The sequence below is a fragment of the Tabrizicola sp. T74 genome, from assembly GCF_057219935.1.
Window position 1 is genome coordinate 194,578 of record NZ_JBXVVT010000002.1, and the last position, 12,400, is coordinate 206,977.

Below are 12,400 nucleotides of genomic sequence, written 5' to 3' on the forward strand. Positions count from 1 at the left end.
CGTTACAGCGGTGTCACACAGCGTTACACTCAAATTTCCATTAGGTTTCGTGGAACCGGGCACCCTAGGCTTCTCCTACAAATAAGAAGCTGCAGATCGATTCATGCAGCTCAAGAACGAAGGAAGGGAGGCCTTGCGTTGCGAATGAAATTCACAATTTGTGAAACTGATCCAACGTGTTGGACAGCCATGGCTTCAAGAGAAGCTGCGGTTCCCCGGACCTTTGCCGACGACAATGCCCACGCCATTCCAAACACAAAAGGTGAGCAACAATGTCGACACTGACGCTGAACAAGATTACGTCGCAGAAAGGCATTTCTGTATCCGACGCGACCAAGAAGATCTCGGACCTCGGGTGGAATCCTTCCTATGTGCAGGAAGCGATGACCTATCCGTCCGACTACAAGATCACCAAGGCCCCGCGCGACCCGATGAAGCAGGTGCTGCGGTCCTACTTCTCGATGCAGGAGGAAAAGGACAACCGCGTCTACGGCGCACTGGATGCCGCACTGCGCGGCGACATGTTCCGCAACGTCGAACCCCGCTGGGTCGAATGGATGAAGCTGTTCCTGGCGATCATCCCGTTCCCGGAAATCTCGGCGGCCCGTTCGATGGCCATGGTCAGCCGCCTGGCACCGGGCGAAGACCTGCGGACCGGCTTTACCATGCAGATGGTCGATGAATTCCGTCACTCCACGATTCAGATGAACCTGAAGAAGTGGTACATGGAGAACTACATCGATCCGGCCGGCTTCGACATCACCGAAGAGGCGTTCGGCAAGTGCTACGCCACCACCATCGGCCGCCAGTTCGGCGAGGGCTTCCTCACCGGTGACGCGATGACGGCGGCTTGCATGTATCTGACCGTCGTGGCCGAAACCGCGTTCACGAACACGCTGTTCGTGGCCATGCCTTCCGAAGCCGCACGCAACGGTGACTATGCGCTGCCGACCGTGTTCCTTTCGGTGCAGTCGGACGAGTCCCGCCACATCGGCAACGGCCACTCTCTCATGATGGCCGCGCTGAAAGAGCCGGAAAACCACCTCCTGATCGAACGCGACATGAAATACGCGTTCTGGCAGAACCACGCGATCGTCGATGCCGCCATCGGTACCTTCATCGAATACGGCACCACCGACCGCGACAAGACCAAGGAAAGCTATGCCGAGATGTGGCATCGCTGGGTCTATGAAGACTACTACCGGACCTACATGCTTCCGATGGAAAAGTACGGCATCAAGATCCACCATGATGACGTGACGCTGGCCTGGGAGCGGATCACCAAGAAGAACTATGTCCACAAAGTCGGACAGTTCTTCGCGGTCGGCTGGCCGGTGAACTTCTGGCGGATCGAGGCTCAGACCGAGAAAGACTTCGAGTGGTTCGAGCACAAGTATCCCGGCTGGTACTCGGAATTCGGCGAGTTCTGGAAGTGGTACGCCAAACTGTCGAAGCCGGGTCAGAAGGTCATCACCTTCAACGAGGAAGTCGGCTACGTCTATCCGCACCGCTGCTGGTCGTGCCTGGTTCCCTGCCTGATCCGCGAGGACATGGTGGTGGACGAGATCGACGGACAGCTGCACACCTTCGCCCACGAAATCGACCGCTGGACCGCAGTCGAGGCCTTTGCGGACGAGTATCAAGGGCGTCCGACGCCTGCGATGGGCCGCTTCTCGGGCAAGCGCGAATGGGAAACGCTCTATCACGGCGTCGACCTTGCCGATGCGATCGTGGATCTGAACTTCGTCCGTTCCGACGGCAAGACCCTGATCCCGCAACCGCATCTGCGCTTTGACGACAAGGACATGTGGACGCTCGATCACGTACGCGGCCATACGCTCGGCTCGCCACTGATCACGCTGCGCGGCATGGATGAGGCAACCCGCAAGGCGCACCTCGCCGACTACGCCAAAGGGTTCACGATCAACCCCTGCCACTAAGCACTGGAGGTATGGGCCGGACTATCCGGCCCATACGACCCCCACAGCCGCTGCCCGTCCGGGCAACGGTCCAAGAAAACATGTCCTGAAAAGGCCCATGGAAATGTCCGATACCTATACTGTCCGCCTGGAACCCGTCGGGGTCGAGTTCGAAGTCGAAGAAGGCGAAACGATCCTGAACGCTGCCTTCCGGCAAGGCATCTCGCTGCCGCACGGCTGCAAGGAAGGCCAGTGTTCGGCCTGCAAGTGCAACCTGGTCGAGGGTGAGGTTGACCTGCTCAAGTATTCGACCTTCGCGCTCAGCGATGGCGACCGCGAGAACGGCGGCATCCTGCTGTGCCGATCCCTCGCGCAGGACGACCTGGTGATCGAGCTCTTGAACTTCGACGAAGAGCTTTTGTCCAAGTCCATCGCCGTCAAGTCCTTCAAGGGGCGGATCAGCGCCAAGGAAAGTCTGACCCACGACATCCGGTCGATCGAGATCGCGCTGGAATCTCCAATGAAATTCTGGGCCGGACAATATGTCGACATCACCGTCAGGACCAAAGCGGGGGAGGAGATTACACGCTCGTTCTCCATGGCAAATACGCCGGACCAAGGCCAAGCCCTCAAGTTCATCATCAAGAAATACCCCGAGGGACGCTTCTCCGGCGAGCTTGACAGCGGCGGGATCGAAGTCGGAGCCGAAGTCACCGTCAACGGACCCTACGGATCCTGCTTCAGACGGGAAAACCGAACCGGACCGATAGTGCTGGTCGCGGCAGGCTCAGGTATGTCGCCGATCTGGTCGATCCTGCATGACCACATCGCCAGCGGCGAAGATCGCCCGGTCTACTTTTTCTACGGGGCACGGACCCGGGCGGACCTGTTCTACCTCGACCAGATTGCCGCCATCACTGCTGCCAACCCACACATCACCTTCATCCCGGTGCTGTCGCACGCCCAGGACGACGACGCATGGGCTGGTGCGCAAGGCTTCGTCCACCAGATCGTCGGCACCGAGTTGAAACGGATGGGCATCGAGGGTGATGCGGACGCCTACGCCTGCGGCCCACCGCCGATGATCGATGCCCTGCAGCCGGTGCTGTTCTTGCAGGACTTCGACCCGGACCGGACCTTCTTCGACAAGTTCACGACCTCCACCGCACCCACGCCGATCAAGGCGCACTGACATCAGAGGCGAAGCCTCGCAAACAGGGAGAGAGACATGGTTGCCACATCAAGCTCGGTCGGATCGGGGGCGGCAGGTGCCGCGCGGTTTGCCGACAGCGAAAGCCGCCGCTACCGCTATTTCGAACCCCGCGGCAAACGGGCCACCCATTACGAAGACGTCACGGTGGACGTCCAGCCCGATCCCGAGCGCTATCTGATCCAGGATTGGATCATTGCCTTCCCGACTGGCAAGGGCGCCTACGAGAAGGACAGCACCAGCGCCAAGAGCAGCAACTGGCACGCCTTCCGCGCCCCCGACCAGGAATGGGAGCGGACCCACTACCAGCGCCAGTCGCGCATCGAGGTGATGGTCCAGTCGGTCATCAGCAACGGCCGCAAGTCCGGCGCCCAGCACGCCTTCGATGCGGCCTGGGGCAAGATCCTGCAAAGGCACCTGGGGGCATGGAAACATGCCGAGTTCGGCCTTGGCACCAGCCTGATGCAGGCGCAGCGCTACGGCTACACCCAGATGATCAACAACGCCACGTTGACCAATTCGTCCTACAAGCTGCGGCTGTCGCAGGACATCACGCTCTATCTGGCCGAGATCGGCATGGATATCGCGGGCTGGGATGACGAGGCGGGCAAGCGGGCCTGGCTTGAAGATCCGATCTGGCAGGGCGCCCGCGAGGCGGTCGAGACGATCATGGGCTGCACTGATTATCTGGAGCAGTATTTTGCCACCAACCTGATCTTCGAGCCGCTTGTGGGCGAGCTTTTCCGCTCGGGCTTCCTGATGCAGGCCGGTGCGCCCAACAACGACTTCATGACCCCGTCGGTCATTGCGGCCGCGGAAGGCGACTACGAGCGCAACCTCGCGAACACGATCGACCTGATCTACCTCCTGGTGAACGACGAGGTGTTCGGCGCGCAGAACCGCACGCTGTTCCAGTCCTGGGTCAAGAAGCATGCGGCCCTGGCCGAGAAGGCCGCCCGCAACATGCAGCCGATCTGGAGCCAGGCGCACGCTAAGCCGGTCAGTTTCGACGAGGCGCGCGCGGTCTCTGAAGAGCGGTTCGCGAAGATCCTTGGCGAACTCAATCTCTCACGCTGAAAGGAAACATCATGTCGAATATCGCTCGCGACAACAGCCACGACAACATCTTCAAGGCGATGAAGGACATCACCTTCGAGAAAACCGTTTCACATCAATGCGGTGTGACGATGTCGGATTCTGTCGAGGCCCGTGCCATCGCCGAATTCATGGACCAGCAACCGGGGGTCACCGTGACCTACAACCCCGCGCTGATCCGGATCGACGGGACGGGGAAGATGATCTTCAAGATGGATGAGATCAGCGAATACCTGGGCCGCGAAATGACGGCCGAGCTGTTCGAGGTGAACTCTTCGACGCACTACGGCCGCATGGTCCGCGCCGACGACAACACCGTCATCCTCTACGGCGACATGAACGAGATGCTTGAGTTCATCTGACCCCCGGACGCGGGGGCCAGTCCCCCGCCTCTCCCCTTACCTGTCCAGCCACCGCGATGTCCGAAAGGCAGCTCCCATGTACATCACTCCTGAAGGCAAGGAGATCTTCGTGGTCGACGGCCATACCCACTTCTGGGATGGCAGCCCCGAAAACCAAGCCAACATCCACGGCAAGCAGTTCATCGACTGCTTCTATGCCTACCACTCCAACCTGTCCCCGAAGGAACAGCTCTGGGAGAAGTCGAAGTTCGAGAAGTACTCGGCCGACCAGCTTTACAACGACCTCTTCATCGAGGGGCCGGATGACATCGCGATCCTGAATTCGACTTACCTGAAGGACTTCTACAAGACCGGCTTCAACACCATCGAGCGCAATCACTCGGTGGCCAAGAAGTATCCCAACCGCTTCATCGTGAACGGCTCCTTCGATCCGCGCGATGGCGAGAAGGCTTTGGAATACATCCACTGGATGAAGGAAACCTACAACATCCAGGGCGTGAAGATGTACACGGCCGAATGGAACGGGTCCTCCAAGGGCTGGCGGCTGAACGACCCCGATGCCTACAAGTGCTTCGAGCTGTGCGACAAGCTGGGCATCAAGAACATCCACGTTCACAAGGGTCCGACGATCATCCCGCTGAACAAGGACGCGTTCGACGTGCATGACGTCGACTATGCGGCGACCGATTTCCAGAACCTGAACTGGATCATCGAACATGCCGGTCTGCCGCGGCTGGACGACTTCTGCTGGATCGCCACCCAGGAAACCAATGTCTACGCGGGCCTCGCGGTGGCGCTGCCCTTCATTCACGCTCGGCCGCGCTACTTCGCCGAGGTGATCGCCGAGCTTCTGTTCTGGATCGGGCCGGACAAGCTTCTGTTCGGGTCGGACTACGCGATCTGGACGCCGAAGTGGCTGGTCGAGAAGTTCTGGGCCTGCCAGATCCCCGAGGACATCTCGGTTGAACGGGTCGGGATCCAGCTGACGGACGAGATCAAGGAGAAGATCCTCGGCCTGAACGCGGCGCGGCTCTACAACATCGACATCGCGGCCCGCAAGGCAGAGTTCGCCAAGCAGCCCGTGATGATTGCGGCGGAGTAAGCAGAATGCCAGTCGCGCCACGTCTCACCGCAGAGTTGCTTGCAGAGCCCCCACTTGAGCAGGTCTGGGCGCGGCTGGATCTGGTGATGGACCCCGAACTTGACGAAGCCGTGACGGATCTCGGTTTTGTGGAGTCGGTGTCCATCACCCCTTCCTTGCACGACGACGACCCCCGGGAGGTGCAGATCGGCTTCCGACTGCCGACCTACTGGTGTTCGCCCAACTTTGCCTTCCTCATGGCCGAAAGCATCAAGCGCGAGGTCGAGGTCCTGCCCTGGGTCGCGCGTGCGGTGATCACGCTGCACGACCACATGTCGGGCGACGAGATGAGCGCCGCGATCAACTCCGGTCGCAGTTTCGGATCGGTCTTCGAAGACCTGCATCCCGGCGAGGACCTGAGCGCGCTGCGCGAGAAGTTTGACCGCAAGGCGTTCCAGCGGCGTCAGGAAGTGGTGATCAAGGCGCTGCAGGCCTTGACCTATTCCCCGGAATGGCTGGTCGACCTGACACTTGCCGAGCTGGAAGCCATCTCGTTTGACGACCCGGAAGACGCCCACCAGACCGGACGCTATCTGGCGATCCTGAAGGCCAAGGGCTTGGCCCGCCAGCCCACGGACCGCGCCTTGCCGGACTATGATGGCGCGGCGCTGACCGCAGACGGCTTTCGGACCTACATGGAGCTGTTGCGGTCGGTGCGCATCAACATGGAATTCTCGGGCTCGCTCTGCCGGGGATTGAAGGCCACCCGCTACAAGCAGGCCGACCTCTCGGGCGAGGTGCCGGTCCTAGTGGACTTCGTGCCCGCCGACCTGCCGGACGGCGCCAACTCGACCAGAACCTTCCACTAGCGGCCCCAGGGCCCCCGACTTTCGCGCAGGAGAAGACCATGCCGAAACTGATGATTCACGGAAATGACGCCCGCCGCGCCCTGGCCCACGGCGTGCAACGGCTAAGCGCCGCAGTGGAGTCCACGCTGGGTCCGATGGGCATGAACGCGATGATCGACCGCCCGATCGGCACGCCGCTGATCAGCCGCGACGGGGTATCCATCGCGTCCGAGATCGAATTGTTCGACCGGTTCGAGAACATGGGCGCGCAAGTGGTGCGCGAGGTTTCGATGCAGACGAATGATGTGGCGGGGGACGGGACGACGACATCGATCGTGCTCGCGAACGGCATGATCCAGCAGGGCGTGGCGCTGATCGACAAGGGCGCGAAGCCGGTCGAACTGTGCCGTGGCATTGCGCTTGCAGTGGAAACCACAACCTCGGCCTTGCGTTCGGTTGCAAAGCCCGCCACCGACGACGCGCTTCTGTCCGCCGTGGCCCGGATCAGCGCGTCCGATGCCGACCTTGGATCGCTGGTGGCCGAAGCCTTCCGCCGCGTCGGCGCGCAGGGAGTGATCACCACCGACTACGGCACCGGCAATGTCTCGACCCTGGATGTCGTGGACGGCATGGCCTTCGACCGGGGCTACATCTCGCACCACATGGTCACCGATCTGGATGCGATGAAGGCGGTGGTGGTGAACCCCTACATCGTCCTCACCGACATCAAGATGAAAACCGCCGGCCAATTGGACGCGGCCAAGGCCATCGCCGCCGCCGACAACCGCCCGCTGGTGATCCTGTCCGAGGAAACCTCGCCCGAAGTGCTGGTGACGCTGCTGGGCAAGGAAGGTCCCGGCAAGTTCCTTGTCGTTCATCCGCCCGAGTTCGGCCACTGGCGCCGCAACATGATGGAGGACCTGGCGATCCTGACTGGCGGCAAGGTCCTGTCCCGCGATCTGGGCGACAGTCTCGAGGCGATCACCCGCGACGACATGGGGGGTGCCGACAGGATCGAATCCACCCAGTCCGACACCAAGATCATCCGCGGCCACGGTGATGCGCAGGCCATCGCCGCCCGTCGGGCGCAGGTGCAGAGGCTTTACGAACTGGCGCCGCCCAATGTCGACAAGGACAAGCTGCAGGAACGGCTGGCAAAGCTCTGCGGCGGGACGGCGACGATCCTTGCAGGTGGGGTGACCCCGGTCGAACAGAAACGCACCATCCAGCTGATCGAGGATTCGCTGAACGCCGTGCGTGCGGCCGCCGAAGAGGGCGTGCTCGTCGGTGGCGGGGTCGCACTCGCCCGGGTCGCTCCGGCGCTGGCGACGCTGTCCCAGACCGTCGCGGGCGACATCCGCAAGGGGGTAGAGCTGGTCCAGTCGGTCCTGACCCTGCCCTTGGCGCGGATCGCCTTCAACGCCGGGGCCGAACCGAACGACGTGGTCAGCAAGGTCAGCGCGTTGACCGGCAACCACGGCTACAACGCCGCCACCGGCCGCCTCGAGGACCTGATGGTCGCCGGTGTGGTCGATCCGGTCCGGGTCACCTGCGCGGCCCTGATGAATGCGGGTTCTGTGGCGACGCTGATCCTGACCACGGAAACCCTGATTGCTGATCTCAAGGAGGACGAGGACCCGACCGCAGGTGGGGCCCTTGGCGGCGGCGCGGAAAAGCTTGGCCGGAAATGACCACCTACGCAGAGGAAAGGGCGCTGACATGAAAGCTGCCAGACTTTACGAGTACGACCCCGCAATGAACGTCCAGCTGAAGATCGAGACGGTCAAGTCCCCCACCATCATGGGTCCGAACGATGTCATCGTGAAGGTGGGCGCCGCCGGTCTGTGCCGCACCGACCTGCATATCATCGAGGGCGTCTGGAAGGACATCATGGATCAGGGCGGCAACCTCTTGCCCTATATCATGGGCCATGAGAATGCCGGCTGGGTCGAGGATGTCGGATCGAACGTGACCTCGGTCAAGCACGGTGACGCGGTGATCTGCCACCCGCACCGGACCTGCGGCATCTGCCTCTCGTGCCGATATGGCGACGACATGCACTGCGAGCACAGCCTCTTTCCCGGTCTTGGTCTGGACGGCGGATTTGCCGAGTACTTCCTGACTTCGGAACGTAGCCTGATCAAGCTGAACCCCAACGTGACACCGTTGGACGTGGCCCCGATGGCCGATGCGGGCATCACGGCCTACCGGGCTGCGAAAAAGGCCGCCAAGGGCCTGCGGCCGGGCGCCTATTGCGTGATCGTCGGTGTGGGCGGGCTTGGTCATATCGCCCTGCAGTGCCTGCACGAAATCTCAGGCGCCCGGATCATCGCCGTCGACCGTGAACCTGCGGCGCGGCAGCTCTGCAAGGAGCTTGGTGCAGATTTCGTTCTCGATGGCGGACCGAACATCGTCGAGGAGATCAAACAGATCACCGGCGGCGGCGCGCAGGTCGTGATGGACTTTGTCGGGGAACTTGGCGTCGAAAACCTTTGCTGGAAGATGGTCCGGCCGGGCGGAGAGCTGATCATGATCGGCTATGGCGGCAAGATCGAGGTTCCGACCGCGCATCTCGTCATCAACGAGATCAACATCGGCGGCAGCCTGGTCGGCAACTATACCGAACTGGTCGAGCTGATGGAGCTGAATGCCGACGGCAAGGTCAAGATGCACTACGCCCAGTACAGCCTGGACGACATCAACGTGGCGCTGGACGACTTCAAGCACCGCCGCTTCGCCGGGCGCGGGGTCATCGTGCCCTGAGGGGTGACACGCCACGGCAAGACACATTCGCGCATGGGGAGTGAGACATGGGCACCGAGACCAATACTGCCGAGCCGGCGGCCACTACCGGCCCCTGCTACCGCCTGATCTACCGCAGCCACAGCCTGTTGCCGGCAAAGGACGACGCCGCGCTGGCCGAGATCCTGAAGGTCGCACGGGCCAAGAATGCCAGCCTTGGCATCTCCGGTGCGCTCATGCTTTACGATGACTGGTTCGCCCAGGTGCTGGAAGGACCGCAGGCGGCAGTAGAGACGCTCTATGCGCGGATCAAGGCTGACCCTCGCCACGACGCGATCCGCTTGACCGAAGCAGGGCCGGTCCCGAAACGCCAGTTCGAGAAATGGGCGATGGCGGTCGTGGCCGAGCATCATGAGCCAGACATGCCGATGGTCGCCACCACCGGTGGCCTGGCCCAGGGTGCCCCCTGGCGCGTCTCCCTGGAGCAGGAAGCCATTCTGACCCGCCTGCGCGACCTGACGCGGGGCTATGGGCGCAGTGCCTGATCGGGAACGCTCTGCCGAACTCGGGCGTCTATGCGAGGTGCCGGCCAGAACGTATCTGTCGACGCTTTCAGAGCAATGCGAAGCCGTTCCGTTCCTCCTGCCGGACCTTCTCAAAAGGCGGCGAGAAGGCCGCGCCACTCCATCGGAATGTGGTTCGGGACCGAAGCATCGACTGAGGCGAACCTTTGCAACTTTTGCACGCGCCAGAACCGCAACTAAGCCCGCGCTCGGCGTTGGAACGGCAGGTATGGTGTTGTCAGAGTAGAGTTGTCACATAGCCTTGCAATCGCTCTCTTTCTCGGATTGCGCGGCCCTGTTTCACTGCTTCAGGCTCAGGACAGGTTCTCGCATCATGGCCAGAACATGCCGGTTGCAGCGAGGGCTACGGCGGAGAGGAAGACCTTGGGGGATCTGTCGTGCCGGGTGGCAACACGTCGCCAGTCCTTCAGTCGCCCGAACATGATCTCGATCCGGTTGCGGCGTTTGTAGCGGCGCTTGTCGTGCTCCACGGGCCTGCCACGCGACTTCCGGCCCGGGATGCATGGCTTTATGCCTTTGCCTTTCAACGCTTCTCTGAACCAGTCGGCGTCATGGCCTCGATCAGCCAGCAACCACTCCGCCTTCGGCAAGCCGCCCAGCAGGGCCGCAGCGCCGGTATAGTCGCTGACCTGGCCTGCGGTCATGAAGAACCGGAGCGGACGGACATCGGCATCGGTGACGACATGCAGCCTGGTGTTCATGCCGCCTTTCGTTTGGCCGATCAGACGGCCGCGCTGGTCGCCGTGTCCCCCTTTTTCGACCGCAGGCAGGTCGTCGTGTGGTGTGCCTTCAGGTGGGTCGCATTGATCATTACGGTCTTTGGAACGGCTGCCTCGGCAGCCAGACCATCCCGCATCCGGGCGACAACACCCTTGTCGCTCCTCCGCCTCTCACGGCCGTAGAGAATCTTCGGCGGGCCATATTCCTTCGGCGCATCGTACCAGCGCAAGCCATTGCGAGCGTTGAAGATTATCCCGCTCAGAACCTTCCGGTCATCCACGCGCGGCTTGCTATGGCTCTTGCAAAAAAGGCTGGAGCCGCGCCATCTGCGCGTTCCACGTTCGACATCCGGCGGCTTTCGGCGCGGCTCTGTGCTTCGATCAGCATTTCTAGGACGACGGGATGCGCCCAGCGGACCTCGTCCTCACCACAGGCCATGTACCAGCCGTATTGAGGCGAAACAGCGCGTCGGCGTAGATCCTGCCAACGGGACAGGTCGATCCGAAGCAGCCGGGCCGCCAGAGAGTCGTCGGTCGGAAACGTGCCCATCGGCTGTGGTTCTGGGAAATGCAGCAGAGGGCCAGCGCCACACCCCGCACTTCATGGCTGCCGGTTAGATGCAACGTGCTGTTGAGCCAGCGGTTTTGCCACCAAGCGATGATGTTATGCGTTGGCGTCCGCAGGTCGCGAAGAAGGGGATAGGCAAAAGGTGGGGCTGGCTCATGCCGACACCACACCAAAGCAGGGCGTTACGTCATTGGACAACGCCGGCTTTTCGCCAGTGTTTTCAATGGCGGTCGATTGCAGGTTTAGACAACCCAACTCCCATGATTTGATTTCGATGTTTCGACCCCCACGGGCTGCCACTTCACCAACATGTCAGCAACACCCGCGGGCCAATCACGTCTGCGTGCTTGATTGTTGCCGCTTCCTCAATAGATTGGCGCAAATTCCTTGCAAGGGTGCCTGATCGTGAGCCTTCTGTCCCGTGTTTCCGCCGCCGTCCTGCTGATTGCGCTTCCCTACACTGCCCAGGCTGCCAGCTGCAGTGACACGGGGGGCCAGTACGAAAGCTGGAAGTCCGAGATGGCTGCCGAAGCCAAGGCGGAAGGGGTCGGTAAGCGCGGCATCGACGCCCTGATGGCCACCTCCTATTCCAAGGCGACCATTGGGGCCGACCGGAACCAGAAAAGCTTCAAGTACAGCCTGGAAAAGTTCCTGAACGTCCGCGGGGCAGACACGATCATCGCGCAGGGCCGCAGCCGCAAGGCGAAGAACCCGGATTTCTACGCCAGCCTCGAGGCCGCCTATGGCGTGCCGGCAGGCGTCCTGATCGCGATCCACGGGATGGAGACCGGCTTCGGCGGCTTCATGGGCGACAGCAATGTCGTCTCGGCCATCGCCACGCTGACCTACGACTGCCGCCGGTCCGACTTCTTCCGCCCGCATCTGATCGGGGCGCTCAAGATGGTCGACAAAGGCATGATCTCGCCCAACACCGTCGGCGCCAAGCATGGCGAGCTGGGCCACACCCAGTTCCTGCCCGGCAACGCTTATACCTACGGCGTGGATGGCAACGGGGATGGCGTGGTCGATCTGTACAATCAGTCTGATGCCCTGGCCAGCACGGCCAATTTCCTGCGCCAGAAGGGCTGGAAGCCCGGGAAGGGCTACCAGGAAGGCGAGCCCAACTTTGCGGTCATCAAGCAGTGGAACGCCGCCAAGGTCTATCAGCAGGCCATCGCCATCATGGGCGCCAAGATCGACGGCTGATGCCCGAATCCTTGACGTCACGGCAAGCCAGCCCTCACCCTGCGGCAAAGCAAAGTCACAGGGAGA

General features: G+C 61.8%; 10 protein-coding genes and 1 pseudogene. 10 read left to right on the forward strand and 1 reads right to left on the reverse strand.

Annotation, left to right across the window (positions count from 1 at the left end):
- Positions 1 to 272: 272 nt before the first annotated feature.
- From AC2EAL_RS07650 to AC2EAL_RS07690, 9 genes are all read left to right on the forward strand, one after another.
- The gene (locus tag AC2EAL_RS07650; protein WP_484723601.1) at positions 273 to 1,940 is read left to right on the forward strand and encodes an aromatic/alkene/methane monooxygenase hydroxylase/oxygenase subunit alpha; all 1,668 of its coding nucleotides are present in this window, start codon (positions 273 to 275) and stop codon (positions 1,938 to 1,940) included.
- A 103-nt stretch (positions 1,941 to 2,043) separates the two neighbouring features.
- On the forward strand, positions 2,044 to 3,111 hold the full coding sequence (locus AC2EAL_RS07655) for a 2Fe-2S iron-sulfur cluster-binding protein (protein WP_484723602.1): 1,068 nt from the start codon (positions 2,044 to 2,046) through the stop codon (positions 3,109 to 3,111).
- 36 nt (positions 3,112 to 3,147) lie between these two features.
- Positions 3,148 to 4,206, forward strand: a complete 1,059-nt coding sequence (locus tag AC2EAL_RS07660; RefSeq protein ID WP_484723603.1) for an aromatic/alkene monooxygenase hydroxylase subunit beta — start codon at positions 3,148 to 3,150, stop codon at positions 4,204 to 4,206.
- Between the two features lie 11 nt (positions 4,207 to 4,217).
- On the forward strand, positions 4,218 to 4,586 hold the full coding sequence (locus AC2EAL_RS07665) for an MmoB/DmpM family protein (protein WP_295079185.1): 369 nt from the start codon (positions 4,218 to 4,220) through the stop codon (positions 4,584 to 4,586).
- A 76-nt stretch (positions 4,587 to 4,662) separates the two neighbouring features.
- Positions 4,663 to 5,688: an amidohydrolase family protein gene (locus AC2EAL_RS07670; RefSeq protein WP_484723604.1), complete on the forward strand. Its 1,026-nt coding sequence runs from the start codon at positions 4,663 to 4,665 to the stop codon at positions 5,686 to 5,688.
- A gap of 5 nt (positions 5,689 to 5,693) precedes the next feature.
- Positions 5,694 to 6,536: an iron-sulfur cluster assembly protein gene (locus tag AC2EAL_RS07675; protein ID WP_484723605.1), complete on the forward strand. Its 843-nt coding sequence runs from the start codon at positions 5,694 to 5,696 to the stop codon at positions 6,534 to 6,536.
- A gap of 38 nt (positions 6,537 to 6,574) precedes the next feature.
- Complete coding sequence (groEL, locus tag AC2EAL_RS07680) at positions 6,575 to 8,206, forward strand: chaperonin GroEL (RefSeq protein ID WP_484723606.1); 1,632 nt, start codon at positions 6,575 to 6,577, stop codon at positions 8,204 to 8,206.
- Positions 8,207 to 8,234: 28 nt separating this feature from the next.
- Positions 8,235 to 9,278, forward strand: a complete 1,044-nt coding sequence (locus AC2EAL_RS07685; RefSeq protein WP_484723607.1) for an NAD(P)-dependent alcohol dehydrogenase — start codon at positions 8,235 to 8,237, stop codon at positions 9,276 to 9,278.
- Positions 9,279 to 9,325: 47 nt separating this feature from the next.
- The gene (locus AC2EAL_RS07690; RefSeq protein ID WP_484723608.1) at positions 9,326 to 9,802 is read left to right on the forward strand and encodes a BLUF domain-containing protein; all 477 of its coding nucleotides are present in this window, start codon (positions 9,326 to 9,328) and stop codon (positions 9,800 to 9,802) included.
- A 350-nt stretch (positions 9,803 to 10,152) separates the two neighbouring features.
- On the opposite strand, the pseudogene AC2EAL_RS07695 reads toward AC2EAL_RS07690, so the two are convergent.
- Positions 10,153 to 10,887 (reverse strand): annotated as a pseudogene (locus AC2EAL_RS07695) (IS5 family transposase).
- A 655-nt stretch (positions 10,888 to 11,542) separates the two neighbouring features.
- Here AC2EAL_RS07695 and AC2EAL_RS07700 point away from each other — a divergent pair.
- Entirely contained in the window at positions 11,543 to 12,334 is a 792-nt protein-coding gene (locus tag AC2EAL_RS07700) for a lytic murein transglycosylase (RefSeq protein ID WP_484723953.1), read from the forward strand.
- Positions 12,335 to 12,400 lie beyond the last annotated feature (66 nt).